General features: G+C 69.5%; 19 protein-coding genes. 8 read left to right on the top strand and 11 right to left on the bottom strand.

All coding sequences use genetic code 11. The features are described 5' to 3' along the window. Positions 1-6: 6 nt before the first annotated feature. Positions 7-3,096 carry a glycoside hydrolase family 3 protein gene (locus SLUN_RS28075; RefSeq protein WP_108152781.1) on the top strand — a complete coding sequence of 1,030 codons (3,090 nt, stop codon included), beginning with the start codon at positions 7-9 and terminating at the stop codon, positions 3,094-3,096. Between the two features lie 191 nt (positions 3,097-3,287). Next, positions 3,288-4,622 (top strand): hypothetical protein, encoded by a 1,335-nt coding sequence (locus tag SLUN_RS28080; protein ID WP_108152782.1) that lies wholly within the window; start codon positions 3,288-3,290, stop codon positions 4,620-4,622. On the opposite strand, the gene SLUN_RS28085 is transcribed toward SLUN_RS28080, so the two are convergent. Both SLUN_RS28085 and SLUN_RS28090 read right to left on the bottom strand, forming a co-directional pair. Further along, the gene (locus tag SLUN_RS28085) at positions 4,619-4,840 is read right to left on the bottom strand and encodes a DUF397 domain-containing protein (RefSeq protein WP_108152783.1); all 222 of its coding nucleotides are present in this window, start codon (positions 4,838-4,840) and stop codon (positions 4,619-4,621) included. The two genes, SLUN_RS28080 and SLUN_RS28085, sit on opposite strands and share 4 nt — an antisense overlap. Continuing rightward, positions 4,837-5,661, bottom strand: a complete 825-nt coding sequence (locus SLUN_RS28090) for a helix-turn-helix domain-containing protein (RefSeq protein ID WP_108152784.1) — start codon at positions 5,659-5,661, stop codon at positions 4,837-4,839. The genes SLUN_RS28085 and SLUN_RS28090 overlap by 4 nt, the downstream gene beginning before the upstream one ends. A gap of 111 nt (positions 5,662-5,772) precedes the next feature. On the opposite strand from SLUN_RS28090, the gene SLUN_RS28095 reads away from it, so the two are divergent. Continuing rightward, positions 5,773-6,228, top strand: a complete 456-nt coding sequence (locus SLUN_RS28095) for an ATP-binding protein (RefSeq protein ID WP_108152785.1) — start codon at positions 5,773-5,775, stop codon at positions 6,226-6,228. Between the two features lie 36 nt (positions 6,229-6,264). After that, positions 6,265-7,464 (top strand): S8 family peptidase, encoded by a 1,200-nt coding sequence (locus tag SLUN_RS28100; RefSeq protein ID WP_108152786.1) that lies wholly within the window; start codon positions 6,265-6,267, stop codon positions 7,462-7,464. 111 nt (positions 7,465-7,575) lie between these two features. Here the strand turns inward: SLUN_RS28100 and SLUN_RS28105 are convergent, their stop codons facing one another. Together SLUN_RS28105 and SLUN_RS28110 are read right to left on the bottom strand one after the other, a co-directional pair. Next, positions 7,576-8,193: a YceI family protein gene (locus SLUN_RS28105; RefSeq protein WP_108152787.1), complete on the bottom strand. Its 618-nt coding sequence runs from the start codon at positions 8,191-8,193 to the stop codon at positions 7,576-7,578. Between the two features lie 314 nt (positions 8,194-8,507). Beyond that, the gene (locus SLUN_RS28110) at positions 8,508-9,719 is read right to left on the bottom strand and encodes a glycoside hydrolase family 64 protein (RefSeq protein WP_179955318.1); all 1,212 of its coding nucleotides are present in this window, start codon (positions 9,717-9,719) and stop codon (positions 8,508-8,510) included. Between the two features lie 233 nt (positions 9,720-9,952). Between SLUN_RS28110 and SLUN_RS28115 the strand changes: the two genes are divergently transcribed. From SLUN_RS28115 to SLUN_RS28130, 4 genes are all read left to right on the top strand, one after another. Beyond that, complete coding sequence (locus SLUN_RS28115; RefSeq protein ID WP_108152789.1) at positions 9,953-13,807, top strand: endo-alpha-N-acetylgalactosaminidase family protein; 3,855 nt, start codon at positions 9,953-9,955, stop codon at positions 13,805-13,807. Between the two features lie 276 nt (positions 13,808-14,083). Further along, the gene (locus tag SLUN_RS28120; RefSeq protein WP_108154974.1) at positions 14,084-16,408 is read left to right on the top strand and encodes a polysaccharide lyase 8 family protein; all 2,325 of its coding nucleotides are present in this window, start codon (positions 14,084-14,086) and stop codon (positions 16,406-16,408) included. A gap of 154 nt (positions 16,409-16,562) precedes the next feature. Then, entirely contained in the window at positions 16,563-18,149 is a 1,587-nt protein-coding gene (locus tag SLUN_RS28125; RefSeq protein ID WP_108152790.1) for an acyl-CoA carboxylase subunit beta, read from the top strand. A gap of 47 nt (positions 18,150-18,196) precedes the next feature. Next, entirely contained in the window at positions 18,197-18,403 is a 207-nt protein-coding gene (locus tag SLUN_RS28130; RefSeq protein WP_108152791.1) for an acyl-CoA carboxylase subunit epsilon, read from the top strand. 151 nt (positions 18,404-18,554) lie between these two features. Here SLUN_RS28130 and SLUN_RS28135 read toward each other — a convergent pair whose 3' ends face one another. The 7 genes from SLUN_RS28135 to SLUN_RS28165 all read right to left on the bottom strand — a co-directional run bounded on the left by SLUN_RS28135 (position 18,555) and on the right by SLUN_RS28165 (position 25,256). After that, positions 18,555-19,136, bottom strand: coding sequence for a GTP-binding protein (locus SLUN_RS28135; RefSeq protein ID WP_108152792.1), 582 nt, complete (start codon positions 19,134-19,136; stop codon positions 18,555-18,557). Then, positions 19,117-19,677: a DUF742 domain-containing protein gene (locus SLUN_RS28140; RefSeq protein WP_108152793.1), complete on the bottom strand. Its 561-nt coding sequence runs from the start codon at positions 19,675-19,677 to the stop codon at positions 19,117-19,119. Before SLUN_RS28140 ends, SLUN_RS28135 begins: the two co-directional genes overlap by 20 nt. A 97-nt stretch (positions 19,678-19,774) precedes the next feature. Further along, on the bottom strand, positions 19,775-20,188 hold the full coding sequence (locus tag SLUN_RS28145) for a roadblock/LC7 domain-containing protein (protein WP_108154975.1): 414 nt from the start codon (positions 20,186-20,188) through the stop codon (positions 19,775-19,777). A gap of 11 nt (positions 20,189-20,199) precedes the next feature. Then, complete coding sequence (locus tag SLUN_RS28150) at positions 20,200-23,400, bottom strand: sensor histidine kinase (RefSeq protein WP_371413858.1); 3,201 nt, start codon at positions 23,398-23,400, stop codon at positions 20,200-20,202. A gap of 341 nt (positions 23,401-23,741) precedes the next feature. Next, complete coding sequence (locus tag SLUN_RS28155) at positions 23,742-24,323, bottom strand: GTP-binding protein (RefSeq protein ID WP_108152795.1); 582 nt, start codon at positions 24,321-24,323, stop codon at positions 23,742-23,744. Beyond that, a complete protein-coding gene (locus tag SLUN_RS28160; RefSeq protein WP_108152796.1) occupies positions 24,304-24,711 on the bottom strand; it encodes a DUF742 domain-containing protein in 408 nt (135 codons plus the stop codon). The genes SLUN_RS28155 and SLUN_RS28160 overlap by 20 nt, the downstream gene beginning before the upstream one ends. Before the next feature lie 131 nt (positions 24,712-24,842). Continuing rightward, complete coding sequence (locus tag SLUN_RS28165) at positions 24,843-25,256, bottom strand: roadblock/LC7 domain-containing protein (RefSeq protein ID WP_108152797.1); 414 nt, start codon at positions 25,254-25,256, stop codon at positions 24,843-24,845.

A 25,256-nucleotide genomic window follows, 5' to 3' on the forward strand; every position in this document is an offset into this window, starting at 1 on the left:
CCGCAAATGCCCACCCGCACCCGCATGCGCACCCGCTTCAGAACCCGAGCCGGTACCGCCGCGCTCGCCGTGAGCGCAGTTCTCACCGGTCTCCTCGGCGGCGCCGCACCCGTCAGTGCCGCCGCCGACGACCCCGCCCCCGTCCTCGTGGACCGCTTCGAGGGAGAGGTCCCCTTCGCCACCCCCCCGGCCGAAGGTCTCTTCACCTGGGGCAGCGACGCCGACGACCAGCCCAGGCTGGAGCTGAAGGAGCGCGCCGACGCCCCCGAGGGCGCCAAGGTCCTCGAAGGCAGTTACGACATCAGCGGCTGGGGAGGACTCACCCACGACTTCGCGTTCGACAAGCCCGCCCACGACTGGACCGCGCACAAGGGCATCCGGTTCTGGTGGTACGGACAGAACACCGCCCCCCTGCCTCCCGGCTCCGGCAAGCGCATCAACTTCGAGCTCAAGGACGGCGGCGCCAACGGCGAGGCCTCCGAGCTGTGGACGACGTCCTTCACCGACGACTGGGAGGGCTGGCACCTCGTCGAGATCCCCTTCGCGGACTTCGTCTACCGCGCCGACTACCAGCCGGTGGGCGGCATCGACCAGATCCTCGGCCTCAACGAGATGTGGGGTTACGCGCTCACCCTGCCGACCGGCGCGCCCGGGAAGTTCGCGATGGACGGCGTCGAGCTGTACGGGAAGGCCGACCCGACGCTGACGGCGAAGGTCATCACCGGCGCTGCCGTGTACCCGGTCGACGAGGGCGGCACCGCCCAGGTGAAGATCTCCGTCGCCACCACCGGATCGGGACCGATCGACGAGCCCGTCACCGTCGCGTACACCACCGAGGGCGGCAGCGCCGAGTCCGGCAAGGACTACGCGCCGGTCTCCGGCACGGTCACCTTCCCGGCCGGTACGGCCTCCGGCACGTCCGAGACCGTCGCCGTCACGACGAAGAAGGACAGCGCGGCCGAGTCCGCGGAGACGATCCCGCTGAAGCTCACGGTCACCGGCGCCAAGGCCCCGGCCGAGAACCCGCAGGTCGTCGTGGACGCCCACGGCCTGCCGTATCTCAACTCCCGCCTTCCGGTGAGGAAGCGCGTCGCCGACCTCCTCTCCCGGATGACGCTCGCGGAGAAGGCCGGTCAGATGACCCAGGCCGAGCGCAACGCGCTCAAGTCCCAGGGCGACATCGCCACGTACGACCTCGGCTCACTGCTCTCAGGCGGCGGCTCGGTGCCCACGCCGAACGCCCCCGAGGCATGGGCGAAGATGGTCGACGCATACCAACTGCGCGCCCAGGCAACCCGGTTCCAGATCCCGCTGATCTACGGCGTGGACGCGGTGCACGGCCACAACAACGTCATCGGGTCGACGATCATGCCGCACAACATCGGCATCGGAGCCACCCGTGACCCGGCCGTCGCCGAGAAGACCGGCGCGGTGACGGCGAAGGAAGTACGCGCCACCGGCATTCCGTGGGACTTCGCGCCCTGCCTCTGCGTCACGCGCGACGAGCGCTGGGGCCGCTCCTACGAGGCATTCGGCGAGGACCCTGCCCTGGTCACCGCCATGGAGACCGTGATCAAGGGCATGCAGGGCTCGCCCTCGGGCAAGGACCTGGACCGCAACGACAAGGTACTGGCCACCGCCAAGCACTTCGTCGGCGACGGCGGTACGGAGTACGGCTCGTCCTCCACCGGCTCGTACACGATCGACCAGGGCATCACCAAGGTCACCCGGCAGGAGCTGGAAGCGGTACACCTCGCGCCGTTCGCGGAGGCGGTGAAGCGCGGCACCGGCACGGTGATGCCGTCGTACTCCTCGCTGGACATCCTCGGCGACACCGAGGGCCCGGTGAAGATGCACGCCAGTGCGGAGATGATCAACGACGTCCTCAAGGACCGCATGGGCTTCAAGGGCTTTGTGATCAGCGACTGGCAGGCGATCGACCAGATCCCCGGCGACTACGCGAGCGACGTCCGTACGTCGATCAACGCCGGACTCGACATGATCATGGTCCCGACGGCCTACCCGGACTTCCACAGGACCCTGCGGGACGAGGTGACGGCTGGCCGCATCGGCGAGGCCCGGATCAATGACGCGGTCGCCCGCATCCTGACGCAGAAGTTCGACCTGGGCCTCTTCGAGAAGCCCTACGCCGACACCGCCAACGCCGACAGGATCGGCTCGGCCGAACACCGCGCGGTCGCCCGCGAGGCGGCGGCCAAGTCCCAGGTCCTACTGAAGAACGACGGCGCGGTGCTGCCGCTGAAGCCGTCCCAGAAGGTGTACGTCGCCGGGTCCAACGCCGACGACCTCGGCAACCAGGCCGGCGGCTGGACCATCAGCTGGCAGGGCTCCTCCGGAAAGATCACCACGGGTACGACGATCCTGGAGGGCATGAAGAAGGCCGCGCCCGACGCGGCCCTCACCTACTCCAAGGACGCCTCCGCGCCCACCGACGGCCACGACGTCGGCGTGGTCGTGGTCGGCGAGACCCCGTACGCCGAGGGCATCGGCGACGTCGGCAACGGCCATGACCTGGAGCTGAGCGCGGCGGACAAGGCCGCGGTCGACAAGGTCTGCTCGGCGATGAAGTGCGCAGTGTTGATCGTCTCCGGCCGCCCGCAGCTCATCGGCGACCGCCTCGGCGACATGGACGCGCTCGTCGCCTCCTGGCTGCCGGGCACGGAGGGCGACGGTGTCGCGGACGTCCTCTACGGCAAGCGCGCCTTCACCGGGCAGCTCCCGGTGACCTGGCCGAAGTCGGCGGCACAGCTGCCGATCAACGTCGGCGACACGTCGTACGACCCGCAGTACCCGTACGGCTGGGGCCTGACCACGCTGGCGAAGCCGCCGGCGGGCGGCGAACTCACCCTCAAGGCGCTCGCCCTCGCGGCGAAGCTTCTCGAGGCGGCGGGCCGCGCGGATTCGCCGGAGGCGAGGGCGGTGGTGTCCCAGGCCCGGCTGATCGCCCAGCAGAAGATCGGACAGCGCGTGACGGAGGCGGTGGCGAAGCCGTTCGCCGACGCGGACCACCTGTTGTTGGGCGGGGACGTCACGGGGGCGGTGGCGAAGCTGACGGCGGCGTACCGGGCGGGCTGATCCCAGGGCCCGTACGCCCTTCGGGCGTGTCCTCAATCGCCGGACGGGCTGACTTTCAGCCCCTCCGGCGATTGAGGAGCGGGGTCCGGGGCGGAGCCCCGGCAAGGGCGGCACCCAGCCGTACCGCAGCGCCCCCAAGAAACCCGCCCCCGCTTGTCCGGAAACGCCCCCATTCCGGTAGCGTCGACAGTATGAAGACCAGGCTGCTCACCGCACTGTCCGGTCTGCTGCTCGCCTTCTCGGCCACCGCCCTCGTCGCGGCGCCGGAAGCGCAGGCCGCCACCGGCCCCGAGGCCGCCGCCGAGGCACTCAAGGAGAGCCCGGTGTACGTCGACCCCCGCGCCTCCGGCCAGCTCTCCAAGGCCGACGCGACCGCCCTCGCGGACAAGATCAAGGACGCGGACAAGCCGGTCTTCGTGGCCGTCCTGCCCACCGGCGCCGAGTTCCCCGCCGACTCGGTCCTGCGGAACCTCCGTACCGAGACCGGCGTCACCGGCCTCTACGCCGTCCGCCTCGGCGACGGCTTCAACGCCGGCGCGGACCGCAGCGTGATGACCAACCAGGCCGTTCAGAACCTGGTCACGGCAGTGAAGACGCCCCCCGGCGCCGACGCCGCCACCCAGCTGAACAACTTCGTCGACCAGGCCCTGCCCCAGGTCGGCGGCAGCGCCCCGTCCTCTTGGGGCGCGAGCCCCGACGAGGGCGCGAACACCGGCTCCCTGATCGCACTCGGCGCCGTCGTGGTCGCGGGCGGCGCGGGCGCCTACACCATCGTCCGCCGCAAGCGCATGAGGAAGGCCGAGGAGGAGCGCGCCGCCCTCGACAAGCTCCGTGTCGTCGTCGACGAGGACATCACCGCCTTCGGCGAGGAGCTGGACCGCCTGGACTTCCACCCCTCGGAGAAGGGCGCGGACGACACGATGCGTGCCGACTACGAACGCGCGCTCGACTCGTACGACAACGCCAAGTCCAAGATGGGCGCCGCCGAACACCCCAGTGACGTCCGGGGGGTCACCCAGGCGCTGGAGGACGGCCGGTACTCACTCGCGGTCCTGGACGCCCGCCGTACGGGCGAGGCCGTGCCGGAACGCCGCCCACCCTGCTTCTTCGACCCCCGCCACGGCCTGTCGACCACCGACATGACCTGGACCCCGGCGGGCGGTCACGGCCGCGAGGTCCCGGTCTGCGCGGCGGACGCGGCCCGGCTGGAGGACGGCCAGGACCCGATGGCCCGTACGGTCGAGACGGATTCCGGCCGCCGCCCGTACTGGGAGGCCGGACCGGCGTACGGCCCCTGGGCCGGCGGCTACTTCGGCGGCGGCCTGCTGCCCGGCCTGCTGGCGGGCACGCTGCTCGGCACCATGCTCTCCACCCCGGCGTACGCGGCCGACTACGGCGGCGGTGACTTCAGCGGCGGCGACTACTCCGGCGCCGACTTCAGCTCGTCCGACTTCGGCGGAGGCGGCTTCGGCGGCGGCGGAGACTGGGGTGGCGGCGGCGGATTCGACGGAGGCGGCGGTTTCTAGCGGCCGTCGACGAAGGCGGCCCAGGCCTGGGGGGTGACGGTGAGGACCGGCCCGGTGAGGTTCTTGGAGTCGCGGATGTGCACGGCGAGGGGGTGCGCGGCGACCTCGACGCAGTCGCCGCCTTCGTCGCCGCTATAGCTGGACTTACGCCAGTCGTAGGCGACTTCGACGCAGTCGCCGCCTTGGTCGCTGCTGTAGCTGGACTTGAACCAGTTCATGAGTCTCCTAGCAGATCGTCCAGCAGGCCCATGCTCTCCTCGGGGGTAAGGGCCTGTGACCGCAGCATCCCATATTTCTGCTGGAGGACACTGACCTCGTCGGGGTCATCGACGAGGAAGCTGACCCGTTGCCCTTCCATATACGCCAGTTGATCGTGTCCGGGTGTCTCCAGCAGCACCATGGGGCCATTGAGCCCGGCGTGCTTCTCACGGCTCGTCGGGATGATCTGGAGCCCCAGGAAGGGGAGTTCGCCGCAGCGCCGCAGATGCCGGTTCTGCTCACGGAGGACGTGACGGCCTCCGATGGGCCGGTGGAGTATCACCTCCTCCAGTAGGAAGTTCATCATCGGTGGCCAGGGCGCGCGCTCGAAGAGCCGCTGCCGGTCGAGCCGCGCCGAGAGCCGTTCCTCGGCCTCCCCCACGGTGATTGGCGGATACAGGCAGCCGAACACCGCGCGGGCGTACTCCTCGGTCTGAAGCAGCCCAGGTACAACCTGGTTCTGGTACGAGAGAAGGGTCAAGGCCTCCTGCTCGTGCTCGACGAAATCCTGGGCGAACGCAGGGAACCGCTCCCGCTCCGGGACCTTGTCCACCGCCGTCTGCAACGCCCGCTTCGTATCCAGCAGTTCATCGAGCGCGATCGCCAGATCCAGCTTCAGCGGTCTCCGCCCCTGCTCGATCGAGGCGATCGTGTCCTCGCCCACGCAGAACTGGGTCGCCAGCTCCGCCTGGGTCATCCGGGCCGCCTTGCGGAACGCGCCGAGCTGGGCGCCGATCACATGCCAAGAGGTGACCCTCTTGGTCCTTTTCGCTGGGTGCATGCGCTCCCCTTTCCCGTCACGGGACGCGTACGACCCGTCACGAGTCGTACAACTCCGCTGTACGACCTGACGCACTGATCCATCGTAGTGACTCCCTGTGACAGTGGCGGCATGGTCGACGAACCCCAACTTCCGTACTTCCGTGAGGCGTTCTACCGGCGGGACCGCCGATGCGTTTCCGCAGCCAGGGACTTCACCCGCCGGGCCCTCGCGGACTGGAGCGTGGCCGACAGGGTGGACGACGTACTGCTCTGTGTGAGCGAGCTGGCCACCAATGCTCTTCTGCACGGCGTCCCGCCCGGCCGCGGCTTCCGGCTGCACCTGTTCCTGCATGCCGACGGCATCCTGCGCGTCGAGATCCACGACAGTGGCGACGGGTGCGTTCGGCTGTCGCCGCCGCATCCGGAGGGTGAGGGCGGCCGCGGGCTCGTCCTGGTCGCGGCGCTGGCGGACAAGTGGGGGGTCGGGGAGCGCTGCCCCGGCAAAAGGGTGTGGTGCGAGTTTGCTCTCGCTGCGGGGTGCTGTTCGAGTTCACTACCGAAAGTAGCGAATCGCTACGCCAGGTAATTGCTCATGATCGTCTGGTCATGTTGTCTCGGCCGCATGTCAAACAGAACGAGGCTCAGAGCCTTCGCGGCCGCAGCCGTCACCGCTGCCCTGGTGACGACCGGACCGCTGTCCGCGTCCGCTGCCCAGTCCGCCTCCGACACCGAACCCACCCTCGCCCCGCTGTACCGCTCGGCGAACGCCCTGCCGGGCCGTTACATCGTGACCCTCAGCAAGACCATGAACTCGGAAGAGATGATGGGCCGGGTCGGCGTGAAGCCCAGCTTCACCTACACGTCGGCGATGCGCGGATTCGCCGCCGCGCTCAGCCCGCTTCAGCTGAAGAACATCCGGGCGACCCCCGGGGTCGAGGCCGTCGAGCAGGACGCCACGGTCAGGGCGCTGGGGTCCACGCCCGGCGACACCCGGGCGCCGGCCTCGTCCTGGGGGCTGGACCGGATCGATCAGTCCGCATTGCCGCTCGACGGTGCCTTCACCACACAGGGCAACGGCAAGGGCGCCACCGCGTACATCCTCGACACCGGAATCGACTACGCCCACACCGAGTTCGGCGGTCGCGCCACGTTCGGCTACGACGCCGTCGGGGACGGCGGCGCCGGGAAGGACTGCGAGGGCCACGGCACCCATGTGGCGGGCACCGTCGGAGGCGCGACGTACGGCGTGGCGCGCAACGTCTCCCTGGTCAGCGTCCGGGTCCTCGACTGCCAGGGCTCGGGCACCTTGTCGGGGGTCATCGCCGGGTTCGACTGGGTGGCCGCCAACGCCAAGCGGCCGGCCGTGCTCAACGCCTCGCTCGGCGGAGCGAAGTCCGTCGCCGTGAACAACGCCGCCAACGCCCTCTCGGACAGCGGCGTCCTGCCGGTCGTCGCCGCGGGCAATGAGTCGGCGGATGCCTGCAATGTCTCGCCCGCGTCCGCGGACAGCGTGGTGACCGTCGGCGCGACCAACAGCTACGACGAGGAGACCGATTTCTCCAACTACGGCGCGTGTCTGTCCCTCTACGCGCCCGGCGCCGCCATCGTCTCGGCCAAGCTCGGCGGCGGCAGCGTAGCCCTGGACGGCACGTCCATGGCCTCTCCCCACGTCGCCGGTGTGGCGGCGCTCTACACGGCGGCGCACCCGACGGCACCTCCGGCGGAGGTCGCCGGCTTCCTCGACGACCAGTCCACCAAGGACCTCCTGTCCAAGGTCACCGGCGGCTCGCCGAACAAGCTCCTCTTCACCGACGTTCTCTGAACACGACGGGCTCATGACCGAGCGCCCGCCCCGGCCGCGGTGGACGGCAGGGCGGGCGCGCTCGTGGGGTGTGCGGGTGTCGGGGGCCTGAGCGGGGTCTGGCCCGGGGGATCAGGCCTGCGGGGCGGCCTTGATCGCGGAGATGTCGAAGAGCAGCTTGACCTTGTCGCCGACCAGGACGCCGCCGGTCTCCAGCGCCGCGTTCCAGCCCAGGCCCCAGTCGGAGCGCAGGATATCGGCGCTGCCCTCGAAGCCGACGCGCTCGTTGCCGTACGGGTCGGTGGCGGAACCGTTGAAGTCCAGGTCGATGGAGAGCGGGCGCGTGACGTCCTTGATCGTCAGGTCACCGGTGATGCGGTACTTGTCGCCGCCGAGCTGCTCCGCGTGAGTGGAGCGGAACGTCATCGTCGGGAACTTCTCCGCCTCGAAGAAGTCTCCGGTGCGCAGGTGGTTGTCGCGGTCCGCGATGCCGGTGTCGACGCTGGCGATCTTGACGTCGATCTCGGCGGTGGAGTGGTGCGGGTCCGTGCCGTTCAGCTGCAGCTTGCCCTCGAACTCGCCGAAGGAGCCGCGGACGTTCGTGACCATGGCGTGGCGGACGGTGAAGCCGATGCTGCTGTGGGCGGGGTCGATGGTGTAGTCGCCGGTCAGCGCCACGAGCGCCGGGTCCACCTCGATGGTGGCGGTGGTGGTGCCGGTGGTGTCGGCCTTGCGGTTGAAGAGACCCATGACGCACTCCTTAGGGGGACGCAGTATCGCGATTGTTTAATCTTTAACGAGCTCGACTGTAGATGCATTCCCTTCAAAGTTCAACATCTTCTCGGGAGGTTCACTCCAACGTCGTAGAGGCCCTCTGACCGACGCACGTAGAGCTCGGGCACCATCTGTCTGCTCCACCTGCCATGAGAATCCGCTCGGCTCTCGGCGTGCTCGCGCTCGTCTCGGGCTGTGTGCTCAAACGCCGGACGGGCTGAAAAGTCAGCCCGTCCGGCGTTTGTGAGGAGCGGGGTCCGGGGCGGAGCCCCAGCAAGGGCCTGGGCCCCTCAGGAACCCACCGTCAGCGTGAACCTCGCCGGGTTGCCGTCGTGCGCCGCGCCCGATACGTCCGGCTGCCCGTCCGGCCGCACGTCGTCGTACGGGAACGCATACCCGATCGGCGTGTTCGCGTGGACGACCCGCGACCAGTGATTCGTCGCCTGATCCCGGTAGTAGTCCGCCGCCGTCGCCCCGTTCGGCTGGTCCGGATGCGTCAGCAGCGTCGTCCGGTTGAAGCCCGCCGCCAGCCTCGCCAGCAGTCCCTTCTTGTCGTCGGGATCACCGGGGTTGTTGGCGAACGGCCCGTGGTTGCAGGTGAAGATGTCCTTCGACGACGGCTTGGGGAAGGCGTGGCCGCCCGTGAAGGTCATGACGTCACCGCTGACGCGCCCGGTGCGTACACCGCGCCCGCCCTGCAGGTCGATCCGCAGATCGGTGGACCGGTACTTGTCCCAGACCTGGTTGATGTAGCCGTCGAATACGTTCCGGAAGGGCATCTCGTTCGGGCGGTCGAAGAACGGCGCCATCAGGTTCTGCGGCGAGATGACCCGCAGGACCTGGCCGCCGGAGTCCCGGATGACCAGCTTGTCCCAGGGCTGACCGTCGCGGCCCGCCTGGGCGAGAAGGCCGTCGGCGATCTTCTGCAGCGCGCCGTTCGGGAGCGCCGCGACCGTGTGGGTGGCGTCGCCGGTGAGGGTGAGGCCGATGGGGAGCGCGGTCACCAGGTCGACGTAGCTGATGTTGGCGTACAGCTGCGTCGGATTGAAGGTGAACTCCGCGAAGGACCAGACGCGGCGGTAGTTGGCGTCGGTGGAGGTCGCGAAGGCCGGCTCGACCAGGGCGGGCCCGGGGTTGACGAAGAAGTCCAGCTTGCTGTCGCGTACGAAGTAGACGCGGGCGCCGAACATCTGGGGCAGCGTCAGCACCACCGGGCCCGCGCCCGCCGGGCGCAGGGGGATGGCGCAGTCGACGGGGAGCGGGGTCTGCGGGGCCGAGGGGGACTCTGGGTAGTAGACGCCACCGCCGGGGCGGAGCAGCACCCAGCGGCCGGTGCCCTGCTCGTGGCCGGTGACGTAGGCGTTGACCGTGCCGGGCAACGACTTGTTCTCCAGGGCCAGTTCGCAGGTGGGGGGCGCGGCCTTGGCGTGGGGGCTGAGAGCGCTTCCCCATGCGGGGTAGCTGAGCGCCGTCGCTGCTGCGGCGGTGCCGGACAGGAACATTCTGCGGGATATCACGGATGAACTCCTGTACTTGTGAGGGGATCAACCACTCTCGCCACGGCCGGGACGGGCGTCAATAGATGTGACTGAGAGCGCTCTCAGTTTCTTGGCCGATTCATAAGTTGACGCTTCCGGAGGGGACTTGGACTTACGGGAGGAGGTTGTTGGACTGCTGGTCGTCTCGGGGTCCGACGTCATTGACGGTGGTGAGAGCGGAGGACTACTCAGTCCCCATGCCACGTAGATTCCGTACGGCGTGCGCGCTCGCTGCCGCCTCATCCGCCGTGTTCGCCCTGGCCGGGACCGCACTCCCGGCCGCCGCCGTCCCCGCGCGGGCGAGCGCCGCGGCCGAGGACGAAGCCCCCGCGGTCATCACCTCCGCCCAGCTCTCGGTCGCCGTCGCCACGGACTTCCCGAGGGTGGTCTCGTACACCGACCGCGCGAGCGGGGCCGAGCTCCTCGGGAGCACGGCCCCGGTGACCGCGGTGACCCTCAACGGCAAGGCGTACGCCGTGCGGTTGAAGGGCGCGCCGGCCATCGGGGCGTCGAGCGCCGCGTACACCCTCGGCTTCGCCGATCTGCCCGGCGTCGAGATCGACGCGGCGCTCACCGTCTCCGGCCGGACGACGACCTTCAAGGTCACCGCCGTCCGCGACACCGAGGCCTTCCGCCTCGGCACCATCGACATCCCCGGCCATGACCTCGTCTCGGTCGGCAGTACGGACCCCTCGGCGGCGTCCGCGTTCACCCGGCTCGACCCGGACTCCACCAGGACCGCCGATGTCTTCGCAGCGGTGACGGACGGGACGGCGGCGGACGCCGCACCGGTCGGCGCCTCGTACGCCCTGGTCAACACGGGACAGCTGGCCGCCGCCGTCGAGTCCAACTCCAGCTACGACCGGCCGAGCGGCGCGACCGGCGGAGACGACGCCCGCTTCTGGCACCAGGCCCGCAAGGCCGCGGACGGCAGCACCCGCGTCGGCGTCCGGTCGGGCCAGTGGACCTACCGGGGCAGCGGCGCCCCCGGCCCGGAGAGCGGCAAGGACCTCCCCTGGGCGAAGGTCGTCGTCACGCCCGACGCCAACGGCGACCAGAAGGTCGACTGGCAGGACGGCGCGGTCGCCTTCCGCTCGATCGGGGTCAGGGCGCCGGGGAGCGAGCAGACTCCCGACCGGGTGATCACCCATATCCCGTTCAACTTCGCCAGCCAGGCCACCCACCCCTTCCTGCGCACCCTCGACGACGTCAAGCGGATCTCGCTCGCGACGGACGGGCTCGGGCAGCTGGCGGTGCTCAAGGGGTACGGCTCCGAGGGCCACGACTCCGCGCACCCCGACTACGGCGGCAACTACAACAAGCGCGCCGGCGGGCTCACCGACCTCAACACCCTGCTGAAGGACGGCAGGAAGTGGGGCGCGACCTTCGGCGTGCACGTCAATGCCACCGAGTCGTACCCCGAGGCGCGGCACTTCAGCGAGAGCCTCGTCGACAAGACCAGGCCCGGCTGGAACTGGCTGAACCAGAGCTACTACATCGACCAGCGCCGCGACATCAACAGCGGTGATCTGGCACGCAGATTCCAGCAGTTGAGGGACGAGACCGACCGCAACCTCTCCTTCCTCTACATCGACGTCTACTACACACACGGCTGGATCGCCGACAAGACGATGCAGGCCGTGCAGAAGCAGGGCTGGCACGTCGGCACCGAGTGGGCCGACAAGTTCGAGCGGGCCTCGCTCTGGTCGCACTGGGCCAACGACCTGAACTACGGCGGGGCCACCAACAAGGGCCTCAACTCCCAGATCATCCGATTCATACGCAACGGCGAGAAGGACGTCTGGAACGACCACCCGGTCCTCGGCCAGAGCGCCCTGGAGGACTTCGAGGGCTGGACCGGGGAGACCGACTGGAACGCCTTCTACGACAATGTCTGGCAGCGCGATCTGCCCGCCAAGTACCTCCAGCAGGAGCAGATCACCCGCTGGAACGGGAACGACGTCAGCTTCACGGGCGGCGTGCGCGGCACCGTCGCGGACGGCCGCCGGACCTTCTACGATCACGGCCGCACGGTCCTGGACGGCGAGCGCTATCTGCTCCCGTGGGACGGCGGCAAGAAGCTGTACCACTACAACAAGGCCGGTGGTACGAGCAGTTGGGCTGTGACCGGAGCCTCGTCCTACACCGTGTACAAGCTTGACGACAACGGGCGCGTGAGGACCGGGACCGTACGGCCCGTGGACGGAAAGATCACGCTGACCGCGGCCGCCGGGCAGCCGTACGTCCTCTACCCGGACCGCGCGCCCGCAGGGCAGGACCCCCAGTGGGGCGAGGGCGGCGCGGTCGCCGACCCCGGCTTCAACGACGCCGGTCTCGGCGACTGGTCCAAGCGGGGCACGGTCGCCCGTGACACCGACGGTCAGGGCCGCAACAGCGCCGTACTGAGCGGCACCGCCGCCGCGTCCCTCTCGCAGCGGCTGACCGGGCTCACGCCCGGCGCCCGGTACACCGCGTCCGCCTGGATCGAGGTCCAGCCGGGCAAGGAGCGCCGTACGACCCTGTCCGCGGGCGGCGCGTCCGTGGCCGTCGAGCGGTCGACCGCGAAGGACCTGGTCGCGGCGTCCGACAGGCACGGCACCTACTTCCAGCGCGCCAAGGTCAGCTTCACGGCGCCGAGCGGCGGCACCACGCTCAAGGCCGAGGCGGCGGGAGGGAGCCCGGCGGCGGTGCGGATCGACGACGTACGCGTCGTCAGGAACGCCCCTGCGAGCAAGCCGGGCACGGTCGTGTACGAGGACTTCGAGGCCGTCGACCAGGGCTGGGGCCCCTTCCTCAAGGGCGATGCGGGCGGCGTCACCGACCCCCGCACCCACATCGCGCAGAAGCACGCCCCGTACACCCAGGCAGGCTGGAACGGGAAGCTCGTCGACGATGTGCTGGGCGGGGCCGAGTCCCTCAAGTCCCACGAGGAGAACTCCGGTCTGGTCTATCGCAGCGCGCCCTGGACCGTGCCCATGAAGAACGGGCACAGCTACAAGGTCGGGTACGACTACCAGTCGAGCCACGCGGCCGCGTACGAGTGGGTCACCGGCTACGACCGCATCGGCGCCGACGGAATCCCGGCCTCCGTCGAGACCCGCCGTACGCCGATCGGGCAGCAGAGGACGACCGGCCACTTCACCGAGACCGTCACGGCGGGCTGCGGTGACACCTGGACCGGGCTGCGCAAGCGCGGGGACGCCCCGGACGGCGCGGACTTCGTCCTGGACGGCTTCACCGTCACCGACCTCGGCCCGGCGGGCGAGCGGGCGGCGTGCGGCACGCTGAGCCTGGCGGCGGGGGAGACCCTGGAGCCGGGCCGGAAGAACGAGGTCAAGGCCACCTTCACCAACTTCGAGGCCCAGCCGGCGAGCGGTGTGGAGCTGAGCCTGGCGCTGCCCGAGGGGTGGACGGCCGAGCCCGCGGGTCCGGTCTCCTTCGATTCGGTCGAGCCCGGTACGAAGGTCACGGGCAGCTGGCAGGTCACGCCGCCGGTGGACGCCGAGTACCGGACGTACACGGTGAGTTCGGCGGCCACGTACACGGTGGGTGGGGCGTCCCGGAAGCTCGGCGCGCAGACGTCCGTACGCACCCTTCCGCCGCCGCCCACCGCCGATGCCTGGGCGAGCGACATCGACTGGACGGCCGCCGAGAACGGCTGGGGGCCGGTCGAGCGCGATCTCTCCAACGGCGAGCAGGGGAGCGGTGACGGCAGCCCGCTGAAGATCGGGGGAGTGGCGTACGCCAAGGGCCTCGGCTCCCACGCCCCGGCCAGGGTCCGCTACTACCTGGGCGGGAAGTGCACCTCCTTCACCGCCGAGGTGGGCGTCGACGATGTCCAGGTGTCGCGCGGCAGCGTGCGGTTCAGCGTGCTGGCGGACGGGAGCGAGAAGGTGAAGTCCCCGGTCCTGAAGGCCGCCGACGCCGCGTGGTCGCTGACCGCGGACGTCTCCGGCGCCACGTATGTCGATCTGGTCGCCGCTGACGGCGGCGACGGGAACGGCAACGATCACGCCGACTGGGGCAGTGCGCGTTTCCGCTGTGGCGGGTGACTGCGACAAACGCACCGGCCTCCACCCGACGGGTCCGTCCTCAATCGCCGGACGGGCTGATATTTCAGCCCCGCCGGCGATTGAGGCGCGGGGTCCGGGGCGGAGCGAGCCCCGTGGGGGTGACCTGAGCCGCGCTTGCCCCTCGTGTCGAACCAACCGAGGGGCAAGCGCTTTCTCGAGCCGCTGTCATGCCCATTGAAGCCGCCCCGATCGACGTGCTACACCAACGGACAACCGGTCTACGCCACTTCAGTTCCGGAGGCTCCCGTGCCGCACGTGCCCGCATGGTCCCGTCGTACGTTCCTCGCCGCGACGGGTGCAAGCGCACTCGCCCTCACGCTCGCCTCTCCGGGACACGCGGCCGCGGCGGACGAGTTCGAGACCCTGCGGCTGCGCTGGGTCGAGATCAGCCTGGGAGCCGGCTACGACCCCACCGCCGAGCCGTACGCCTCCCGCCTCGCCGAGACCGGGAAGCTGGCCGCGGAATTCCGCGCCTCCATGGCGCCCACCGACACCTCCCTGTGGCCCGGCCACACCTTCAACCCGCCCGCCGGTATCACCCAGAGCTACAACCGGCTGTGGACCATGACCCAGGCGTACGCCCAGGAGGGCACCGGCCTCACCGGTGACGCCGGACTGCTCGCCGGCATCCTCCGCGGCCTCGACCACCTCGCAGCGACGATCTACAACCCCTCGACCACCCGCTACGGCAACTGGTGGGAGTGGCAGATAGGCAGCCCCCGCCTGCTCATGGACATCGTCGCCGTCCTGCACGGCCGGCTCACCGCCGCGCAGCGCGACGCCGCCTTCGCCGCCGTCGACCACTTCGTCCCCGACTCCGTGCTCGGCAGCTACAGCGGCACCTCCACCGGCGCCAACCGCGTCGACCTCTGCCGCTCCGTCGCGCTGCGCGGCGTCCTCGGCAAGGCCCCCGCCAAGATCGCGCTCGCCCGGGACGCCCTCTCGCCCGTCTTCCCGTACGTGACCAAGGGCGACGGTCTCTACGCCGACGGCTCGTTCGTCCAGCACACCTGGGTCGCCTACTCGGGCACGTACGGACAGGTCATGCTGGACGGCCTCGGCCGCCTCTTCGCCCTCCTCGCCGGCTCGACCTGGGCCGTCACCGACCCGAACCGGCAGATCATCCTGGACAGCGTCGAGCGCGCGTACGCGCCCCTGATCTTCAACGGCCTGATGATGGACAGCGTCAACGGCCGTGCCATCAGCCGGGGTTACCTCAAGAGCGACGACCGCAGGATCATGCGCAGCGACCACTTCCACGGGCAGGGGCTGATCGCCGCGATCGCGCTGCTCGCGGGCGGGGCGTCGGCCGCCGAGCGGGACCGCTGGCACGCCCGGATCAAGGGCTGGATCGAGCGGGACACCACAACGCCGATCCTCGCCGGCGGACAGTTCGGCGTCGCCGACCTCTCCCGGCTGCACGCGGTCGCCGCGGCGCCCGTGCCTGCCGCGCCCGAGCCGGTCGGCCACCAGCTCTTCGCCTCGATGGACCGGGCCGTGCACCGCCGGCCCGGCTGGGCCGCGAACATCTCCATGGCCTCGGAGCGGATCTCGTACTACGAGTGCGGCAACGGCGAGAATCCGCGCGGCTGGCACACCGGTGCCGGAATGCTCTACTGGTGGCCCGGCGAGGACCACGGCGACCAGTACACCGACTGGTTCTGGCCGACCGTCGACTACTACCGGCTGCCCGGAACGACCGTGTCGGCCAAACGACTTGCCGACCGGGCGGGCGGCGAGTGGGGCGCGCCCAAGCCCGCGGTGAAGTGGGTCGGCGGCGCGAGCGACGGCGAGTTCGCGGCCGTCGGCCAGCATCTGCTCGGCCTCGGCTCCACCCTGCGGGCCCGTAAGTCCTGGTTCTGCGCCGCCGACGCGGTCATCTGCCTCGGCGCGGGCATCACCAGCACCGACGGAGCGCCCGTCGAGACCATCGTCGACAACCGCAACCTCGGCGCCGACGGCACCAACGCGCTCACCGTCGGGCGCGGCTGGGCCCACCTCGAAGGCCACGGCGGCTGGGTCTTCCCCGGCGGTACGGAGCGGCTGCGCACCCTGCGCGAGGAGCGCGGCGGAGCCTGGTCGGACATCAACACCACCAGCTCCACCGAGCGGGTCACCCGCCGCTACCAGACCCTCTGGCTCGACCACGGCACCGATCCGGCCGACGCCTCGTACACGTATCTGCTGATGCCGGGCGCGAGCCGCCGCACGCTCGCCGCCCGTGCCCGGGACGAGCGCCGGCTGGAGATCCTCGCCAACACCGAGGCCTGCCAGGCCGTGGCGGTCCGCTCGCTGGGACTGACCGCCGCGAACTTCTGGCAGCCCGGTACGGTGGGTCCGCTCACCGCAACCGCCCCGGCGAGTGCCCTCGTTCGGAGCAACCGCCGCACGGCCTCGCTCCATATCAGCGAGCCGCCACGCACCGGAGCGCCCCTGGAGATCACCTGGCACCACCCGGTGCGCGAGGTGACCAGCAAGGACGCATCGATCGAGGTGCTCGCCACCGGCCGGTCGCTGCGGCTGCGGATCACCGGCTCCGCCGCCGGAGCCACTCAGCACTGTGAGGTGGCTCTCAGGTGAACGCCTTGTTGAACTCCCACAAAGCTTGGGCGCTCTGAGCTGGTACTAGGGCTGCGGTGCGGGACGGTTCTGTTCAAGGCGAACAGGAGATGGGTCCCGAGACTGTACGGAGTCGACGGAGTGGTTTTCCTGGTCGGATCCGTAGGGTCAATGCATGACCGTTTTGGACGAGACCGCCCCCAGCGAGCCGAGTGACGCGCGTGGGCGCGTGGCCGAGCTGCACGCCCTGCGTGAGCTGGCCCGGCGCGGCCCCAGTGACCGTGCGACCGAGGCGCAGCACGCGAAGGGCAAGCTGACCGCCCGCGAGCGGATCGCGCTGCTGCTGGACGAGGGTTCGTTCAAGGAGGTCGAGCAGCTGCGCCGGCACCGGGCGACCGGGTTCGGCCTGGAGACCAAGAAGCCGTACACCGACGGTGTCATCACCGGCTGGGGCACGGTCGAGGGCCGGACGGTCTTCGTCTACGCGCACGACTTCCGGATCTTCGGCGGCGCGCTGGGCGAGGCCCACGCCACCAAGATCCACAAGATCATGGACATGGCCATCTCGGCGGGTGCGCCGCTGGTGTCGCTGAACGACGGCGCGGGCGCGCGTATCCAGGAGGGCGTCTCGGCGCTCGCGGGCTACGGCGGGATCTTCCAGCGCAACACCCGCGCGTCCGGTGTCATCCCGCAGATCAGCGTGATGCTCGGCCCGTGCGCGGGCGGCGCGGCGTACTCACCGGCGCTGACCGACTTCGTTTTCATGGTCCGTGAGACCTCGCAGATGTTCATCACGGGCCCGGACGTGGTCAAGGCGGTGACGGGCGAGGAGATCACCCAGAACGGCCTCGGCGGCGCCGACGTCCACGCCGAGACCTCCGGCGTCGCGCACTTCGCGTACGACGACGAGGAGACCTGCATCGCGGAGGTCCGCTACCTCCTGGCGATGCTCCCCTCCAACAACCGCGAGAACCCGCCCACCGTCCAGGCCGAGGACTCCGCCGACCGGCGCTCGGACGTACTGTTGGACCTGGTACCGGCGGACGGCAACCGTCCGTACGACATGCACAAGGTCATCGAGGAGCTCGTCGACGACGGCGACTACCTCGAGATTCACGAGCGCTGGGCGCGCAACATCATCTGTGCCCTGGCTCGGCTCGACGGCCAGGTGGTCGGCATCGTCGCCAACCAGCCGCAGTCCCTGGCCGGTGTCCTGGACATCGAAGCCTCCGAGAAGGCCGCGCGCTTTGTGCAGATGTGCGACGCCTTCAACATCCCCATCATCACCCTTCTGGACGTACCCGGCTTTCTGCCGGGCGTCGACCAGGAGCACGGTGGAATCATCCGGCACGGAGCGAAGCTGCTCTACGCGTACTGCAACGCGACCGTGCCGAGGATCTCGCTGATCCTGCGCAAGGCGTACGGCGGTGCCTACATTGTCATGGACTCCCAGTCCATCGGTGCGGACCTCACGTACGCCTGGCCGACCAACGAGATCGCGGTGATGGGCGCCGAAGGTGCCGCCAATGTCATCTTCCGCAGGCAGATCGGGGAGGCCGAGGACCCCGAGGCGATGCGCGTCCGCATGGTCAAGGAGTACAAGGCCGAGCTGATGCACCCCTACTACGCCGCGGAGCGCGGCCTGGTCGACGACGTCATCGACCCGTCCGAGACGCGCGAGGTGCTGATCGCCTCTCTCGCGATGCTCCGTACGAAGCACGCCGACCTGCCGTCGCGCAAGCACGGCAACCCGCCGCAGTAATCCTGCGAAGGCTGTAACTCTCCACAACGAATGGAGCCCCGACACCCATGAGCACTCCTGCCGAGTCCTCGCTGCTGCGCGTCGAGAAGGGCCAGGCCGACCCCGAGGAGCTGGCCGCCATCACCGCGGTGCTGCTGGCCCGCGCGGCGGCGCAGCCCGACGCGGTCCCGACCCACCGCGGCCGCTCCACGGCCGGCTGGCGCCGCCTGGAACGCCAGTCGGGCTTCCGCACCGCCCACAGCTGGCAGGGCTGAGCCCGCGCCGCCCGACGCTTTGCGAGGGCCCCGCACTCCTCCGGAGAGCGGGGCCCTCGCGCGTACCCCGTGCTGAAAAGCACGAGGAAGCCCCTCGCGCTCCGTCAGGAGTGCGAGGGGCTTCCCCGACAGGGCTGAGCTCCGGTACCGGCTACCGCAGGCGGGCCATCAGAGCGTGCTCGACCAGCGTGATCAGCGCGCTCTTCGCGTCCGCGCGGTGGCGGGCGTCGGTGGTGATGATCGGGGTGTCCGGGCCGATCTGGAGCGCCTCGCGCACCTCTTCGGGGTTGTACGGCTGGTGCCCCTCGAAGCCGTTGAGCGCGATCACAAACGGCAGGCCGCTGTTCTCGAAGTAGTCGACCGCCGGGAAGCAGTCCGCCAGGCGGCGCGTGTCGACCAGCACGATGGCGCCGATCGCGCCGCGGACCAGGTCGTCCCACATGAACCAGAAACGGTCCTGTCCGGGCGTACCGAACAGGTACAGGATCAGGTCCTGGTCCAGGGTGATACGGCCGAAGTCCATGGCGACGGTCGTCGTCGTCTTGTCTCCGGTGTGGGTGAGGTCGTCGATGCCCGCGGACGCAGACGTCATCACGGCCTCGGTACGCAGCGGGTTGATCTCCGAGACGGCGCCGACGAACGTGGTCTTGCCCACGCCGAAGCCGCCCGCCACCACGATCTTCGCGCTGGTGGTTGAGCGGGCTGCACCGCCGCTAGAGCTTGCGAAGTCCACTGAGCACCCTTTCGAGCAGTGTCACGGCCGGCTGGCCGCCGGCGGACTCGTCGCCGCCTGGCTGGTGGATGGCGACCAGTCCGGCCTCCGCCAGGTCGGCGACAAGGATCCGGGCTACGCCGAGGGGAATGGAAAGAAGTGCCGAGATCTCGGCGACCGACTTGATCTCGATGCACAACCGGCAGATCCTCTGGTGCTCGGGCAACTGCCCTTGCAGCCTGGAGAGATCGGCCGTCGTGCTGACCAGTGCCTCAATGGCGAGCTGGTAACGCGGCCGGGTACGGCCGCCGGTCATGGCATAGGGACGGACCAACGGGTTGTGCGCCGCGGGAGAGGGCTCCGGCGCCCGTCGCGGCTGCACCGGCGGGATCCGCGGCTGCGGCTGGTCGTACGACGGGTCGTACGGCTGCTGCGGCTGCTGGTAGGGCTGCTGGGCGCCCTGTCTGCTCGGCGTGGAGGGAAAGTTGAAGCGGTTCTGAGAGTGATCACCCGGGTTCTGGTGACCGCCGTCATAAGGGCGTCCGCTTGGGGGTGTTGCCACTTTTTCCTCCTCCGACTGCCGGTCGCCGGTCCGTGTCCCTGTGGAGCCGCGCCACCGCACCCTATGGTGCGGTGGCGTGAAACGCACTGTCTGCCTGTTAGTTGAGAAGACTTCCCTGGAGCTCCGCACGCAGGTCGGGGGTGAGCACACTGCCCGCCCGGTCCACCAGCAGTGCCATCTCGTAACCCACAAGACCGATGTCGGCCTCGGGGTGTGCGAGTACGGCCAGCGAGGAGCCGTCGGACACGGACATGAGGAAAAGGAAGCCCCGATCCATCTCCACCACGGTCTGGTTGACCGCGCCGCCTTCGAAGATCCTGGACGCCCCCGCGGTCAGCGAGGTCAGCCCGGAGGCCACGGCCGCCAGCTGGTCGGCGCGGTCACGCGGGAAACCCTCGGACATAGCCAGAAGGAGTCCGTCGGCGGAGACCACCACCGTGTGGGACACCCCAGGGGTGTTGTCCACGAAATTGGTGATCAACCAGTTCAGATTCTGCGCCGCCTGGCTCATCGGGCTCACAACTAACGCTCCTGGTTGTAGGTATTACCCGGGCCACTCTGTCGATCGTGAGTGGCCGATCCGTTCGTGTCCGCCCCCGCGCTGCGTCCCTGCTGGACACCGCGCCGGAGATTGCTCAACCTGCCACGCACGTCCTCAGGGGCGCGGGAGACCTGGGGTCCGCCCTGCGGCGTCTGCTCAGCCGTGCCCTCGATGAAATTGGCCTTGGGCACTCGCCGCGGCAGCCCGGAGGGGGTGACCCCGCCCGCCTTCGGCTCGCGGAGCTTCTCCGCCCGCTGCCAGCGCTCGTCGTTGGTCGAGCGCCAGTCCGCGGGACCGGCACCGTTGCTGCTGCCGTTCGCCTCGCTCTGGCCGCCCTGCGGACCTTGTGGGGCCTGCTCGGCGGGCTGCTGCCACTGCTGCTGGGGCTGCGGCTGCTGTGTGCTGCCGCGCCGCGGCAGACCGGCGTTGGTCACCGCGTGGCTGCTGCTCGGGGAGGGCCCCGGACGTTCGAAGCCTACGCGCTCGGGGGCGTTCTCGGGAGCGCCGGGCGTAGATTCCGATTCGCTCCGGTACTCCGGCTCGTACCCACCCTGGTACGTACCTTGGTCCGGCCACTCTGCCTGGTGGGACTGGGTGTCGAACTGGCCGTCGTACTGCTGCTCCTGAGTCTGCGGGGCCTGGTAGTTGGCTTCCGCATATGCCGACTCCTGGTGCTCCTGGGGCTCCGGGTAACCGCCGGGCTGCTGGTAGCCGTCGTAGGCCCCCGGCTGCTCGTCGGCGTACGCCTGAGGCTGCTCCTGGACGTACTCCTGCGCGTAGTCCTGGCCGTACTCGGGGGCGTACTGCTGCTGCCCGTAGTCCACCTCGTCACGGTAGAGCGGCTGTTCGCCGTGCGCCTGCGCCTCGAGCGCGGCACGGCGCTCCTCGCGTATCAGGGAACGGCCCACCGGGTCGAGCTGCGGAGAGGCCTCCCCGGGCTGCTCGTAGCGGGAGTCGTCGAAACCGAGCTCCGCGGCGGTGCGCATCGGCGCACTCGGCAGCGGAATGCTCTGGAACGACTCCTGCTGCTCCGGAATGATCTGGGAAACGGTGAAGTCGTCCTCGGGCAGCGACTCGCCACCGCCACCGTGGGTGATGGCGTCGGGGAGCATGACCAGCGAGGTGGTGCCGGCCTGCTCGCCCGAGGGGCGGAGCTGGACGCGGACGCCGTGCCGGTCGGCCAGCCGGCCGACCACGAACAGGCCCATGCGCTGCGAGACGGCGGCGTCCACCGTCGGCGGGTTGGCCAGCTTGTGGTTGATGTCGGCGAAGTCCTCGGCGGTCAGGCCGATGCCCTTGTCGTGGATCTCGATCATGACCCGGCCGTCGGGGAGACGGGTTGCCGTCACCCGGACCTTGGTCTGCGGCGAGGAGAACGTCGTGGCGTTCTCCAGGAGCTCGGCGAGCAGGTGCACGAGGTCGGTCACGGCCTGGCCGTGGATGTCCGTCTCCGGGACGCCGGTCAGCTCGATGCGCTCGTAGGACTCCACCTCGGAGGAGGCGGCGCGCAGCACGTCGACCAGCGGCACCGGCTGGTTCCAGCGGCGGCCCGGCTCCTCGCCGGCGAGGACCAGGAGGTTCTCGCCGTTGCGGCGCATACGGGTCGCGAGGTGGTCCAGCTTGAAGAGGTTCTCCAGCTGGTCCGGGTCGGCCTCGTTGTTCTCCAGGTCGGTGATCAGGGTCAGCTGGCCCTCGATCAGCGACTGGTTGCGGCGCGAGAGGTTGGTGAAGATCGCGTTGACGTTGCCCCGGAGCATGGCCTGCTCGGCGGCGAGCCGGACGGCCTCCCGGTGGACCTGGTCGAAGGCGCGGGCGACCTCGCCGATCTCGTCCTGCGTGTCGATCGGGATCGGCTGCACCCGGGTGTCGACGCGGCCCGGCTCCGTACGCGAGAGCTGGTCGACGAGCATCGGCAGCCGCTGCTCGGCGATGCCGAAGGCGGCGTTACGAAGCTGGCGCATCGAGCGGCTCATCTGGCGGGCCATGAGCCCGGCCAGGATGAACGCGGTGAGGAGGGCGATCACGACGATGGCGCCGTTGGTGATGGCGTCGTTCTTGGCGTCGTCGGAGATCACGGCGATCTCGGTCACGGACTTCTCGAGGAGATCGTTCTCGATCTCGGAGTAGCCGTCGAACTTGGCGGTGGCCGCGCCCATCCAGGTCTGGGGCGTGACGTCGAGCTTCTTCAGCTCCTTGGGGCTGAGCCCCTGGCCGATCCGGCCGGCCATGCCGGCCAGGACCGAGCCCTTTTCGTCCGTCGGCGGCTTGAGGCCGGCGGCCTGCAGTTGCTTCCCGCCCTCGACGGCCTTGGCCGTCATGATCTGCTCGAGCTTGTCGGTGTCGTCCTGCGTACCGCCCGAGATGTACTCGGCGAGCGCGATCTGCTCGAGGTAGTTGTACGAGTTGAACGCGATGGTCTGCTTGGCCCGGATCGTGTCGTCATCGCTGGGACGGATCAGCAGGTGCATACCGATGGAGCGCTGGAGCGACGCGGCGGCCTTGGCCAGCTGGACCGCGTAGACCGTACGGCCGTAGCTCGTGATGTTGCCGGTGCCGAGGCCGAGCTCGTTGGAGAACTCCATCAACGAGTGCTGGACCTCGACGTAGCTCTCTTCGGTGCCGACCGCGGACTTGGACTCGACGGCCGTGGTGTACGCGAGCTTGCGGGTGTCGGCGAGCTTGGGCTCCACGGCCCGGAAGAGGCTCAGACGGCGCTCCAGGCCCTGCTTCGCGGGCAGGTCCTTGACGACCTCGTCGAACTTCTTCTTGGCGGCGTCCGTGGTCGCGTAGGCCTTGGTGACTTCCGGGGCCTTGCGCTGAGCCGGGGTGGTGGAAACCAGCAGGGGCGCGGCCGTCTTGTCACGCTCGTTGAGCAGCGCCTGGCCGTACTCCGAGGCGGCACGCACGACCAGCGCGGTCTTCTCGGCGTCCTGTGCCTCGCTCCAGGTGTCGATGGAGCCCTTGACCTGGAAGCCGCCCATCACCAGCCCGACGAGCACGGGGATGAGGAGGATCGCGTTCAGGCGGGTGGGCACTCGCCAGTTGCGCGGGTTCAGCCGGCTTGAGCTGCCGGGGGCGGGTGGCGCAATGGGCGCCTCCACAGGCGGCGCCGCTATGCGCGGCGGCGGGGTGAAGTTGCCCCGCGCCTGCTGCTCCGCGGAGCTCGTCATGCTTCGCCTCACTCGACCAACAACCTCTCGGCGTCGGCACCTACGCTGTGCCGTGTGTTTCGTTCAGAGCTCTACTACTCGGGAGTTCGTCGAATTCCAGCACGTGGAGCGGGTCCGTTCCAAACAGTTGGAATCAGCCATTCCGAGTGGCGTACGCCTCGGATAAAAGGGGCATAAAGAGTAAGCCCCGACAAATAGCGAGGCCGATGTGAGCGCAGTGGTACCAGTCGTAAGCACCGGGTGTCCGGGGCCCGATAATTCTCTCTCGAAACGTTATGAACACGCAGGCGGACCGTGTCAAACGACACAGTCCGCCCGCGCGCAACGCTACGACAACTGCCGTATGCCGCCGTCTACTTGAGCCGGGCCATCAGAGCGTGCTCGACCAGCGTGATCAGCCCGCTCTTCGCGTCCGCGCGGTGGCGGGCGTCGGTCGTGATGATCGGGGTGTCCGGGCCGATCTGCAGGGCCTCGCGCACCTCTTCGGGGTTGTACGGCTGATGTCCCTCGAAGCCGTTGAGGGCCACGACGAACGGCAGACCGCTGTTCTCGAAGTAGTCGACCGCCGGGAAGCAGTCCGCCAGACGGCGCGTGTCGACCAGCACGATGGCGCCGATCGCGCCCCGGACCAGGTCGTCCCACATGAACCAGAAACGGTCCTGTCCGGGCGTACCGAACAGGTACAGGATCAGGTCCTGGTCCAGGGTGATACGGCCGAAGTCCATGGCCACCGTGGTGGTGGTCTTGCCCCCGGTGTGGGTGAGGTCGTCGATGCCCGCGGACGCAGACGTCATCACGGCCTCGGTACGCAGCGGGTTGATCTCCGAGACGGCACCGACGAACGTGGTCTTGCCCACGCCGAAGCCGCCCGCCACCACGATCTTCGCGGAGGTGGTCGACCGTGCCGCACCGCTACTAGAGCTTGCGAAGTCCACTGAGCACCCTTTCGAGCAGTGTCACATCCGGCGTGCCGCCGGCCTCACCGTTGCCCGGCTGATGGATCGCCACCATCCCCGCCTCCGCCAGGTCGGCCACGAGGATCCGCGCGACGCCGAGCGGCATCGACAGCAGGGCCGACACCTCCGCCACCGACTTGACCTCGCGGCACAGGTGGCAGATCCGCTGGTGCTCGGGGAGCAGCCCGGCGAGGTGCGCCGGGTCCGCCGTGGTGCTGACCAGCGCCTCTATGGCGAGCTGGTAACGCGGCCGGGTCCGGCCGCCGGTCATGGCATAAGGACGGACCAGCGGCTGGTCGCCCTCATATCCGTACGACGCGTCGACTGAGGCGCCGTACGGATCGTGAGAGGCGGGTGGCGGGGTCATGGATCCTCCGGGCGTGACAGCAAGTGGTCGGCGTGCCGTCTGACTGGGCCGGTGGGGGGCCTTCGGGCGACCTGGCATTGACGGTAACGGTGCGGTGGCGCGTGCCTGTAAGAGCTGGGGGGAGGGGTGTTTCAGTGCAAAAGGCTTCCCTGAAGCTCGGCGCGGAGGTCCGGAGTGAGGACGCTGCCGGCACGGTCGACGAGGAGAGCCATTTCGTAGCCCACAAGGCCGATGTCGCAATCGGGGTGTGCGAGCACGGCCAGTGAGGACCCGTCGGACACGGACATGAGGAAGAGGAAGCCCCGCTCCATCTCGACGACGGTCTGGGCGACCGGACCGCCTTCGAAGATCCTGGACGCCCCCGCGGTCAACGAGGTGAGTCCGGACGCCACGGCCGCAAGCTGATCGGCGCGGTCGCGGGGGAATCCTTCGGACATTGCCAGCAGAAGACCGTCGGCGGAGACCACCACCGTGTGGGACACCCCAGGGGTGTTGTCCACGAAATTGGTGATCAACCAGTTCAGATTCTGCGCCGCCTGGCTCAT

Source organism: Streptomyces lunaelactis (assembly GCF_003054555.1).
GTDB classification, from domain to species: Bacteria; Actinomycetota; Actinomycetes; order Streptomycetales; family Streptomycetaceae; genus Streptomyces; species Streptomyces lunaelactis.

Coding starts and splice junctions, on each gene's coding strand:
- SLUN_RS28125 (WP_108152790.1), top strand. CDS start 16,563: ATGACCGTTTTGGACGAGACCGCCCCCAGCGAGCCGAGTGACGCGCGT.
- SLUN_RS28075 (WP_108152781.1), top strand. CDS start 7: ATGCCCACCCGCACCCGCATGCGCACCCGCTTCAGAACCCGAGCCGGT.
- SLUN_RS28130 (WP_108152791.1), top strand. CDS start 18,197: ATGAGCACTCCTGCCGAGTCCTCGCTGCTGCGCGTCGAGAAGGGCCAG.
- SLUN_RS28095 (WP_108152785.1), top strand. CDS start 5,773: ATGGTCGACGAACCCCAACTTCCGTACTTCCGTGAGGCGTTCTACCGG.
- SLUN_RS28105 (WP_108152787.1), bottom strand. CDS start 8,193: ATGGGTCTCTTCAACCGCAAGGCCGACACCACCGGCACCACCACCGCC.
- SLUN_RS28100 (WP_108152786.1), top strand. CDS start 6,265: ATGTCAAACAGAACGAGGCTCAGAGCCTTCGCGGCCGCAGCCGTCACC.
- SLUN_RS28110 (WP_179955318.1), bottom strand. CDS start 9,719: ATGTTCCTGTCCGGCACCGCCGCAGCAGCGACGGCGCTCAGCTACCCC.
- SLUN_RS28080 (WP_108152782.1), top strand. CDS start 3,288: ATGAAGACCAGGCTGCTCACCGCACTGTCCGGTCTGCTGCTCGCCTTC.
- SLUN_RS28085 (WP_108152783.1), bottom strand. CDS start 4,840: ATGAACTGGTTCAAGTCCAGCTACAGCAGCGACCAAGGCGGCGACTGC.
- SLUN_RS28115 (WP_108152789.1), top strand. CDS start 9,953: ATGCCACGTAGATTCCGTACGGCGTGCGCGCTCGCTGCCGCCTCATCC.
- SLUN_RS28145 (WP_108154975.1), bottom strand. CDS start 20,188: ATGAGCCAGGCGGCGCAGAATCTGAACTGGTTGATCACCAATTTCGTG.
- SLUN_RS28165 (WP_108152797.1), bottom strand. CDS start 25,256: ATGAGCCAGGCGGCGCAGAATCTGAACTGGTTGATCACCAATTTCGTG.
- SLUN_RS28160 (WP_108152796.1), bottom strand. CDS start 24,711: ATGACCCCGCCACCCGCCTCTCACGATCCGTACGGCGCCTCAGTCGAC.
- SLUN_RS28090 (WP_108152784.1), bottom strand. CDS start 5,661: ATGCACCCAGCGAAAAGGACCAAGAGGGTCACCTCTTGGCATGTGATC.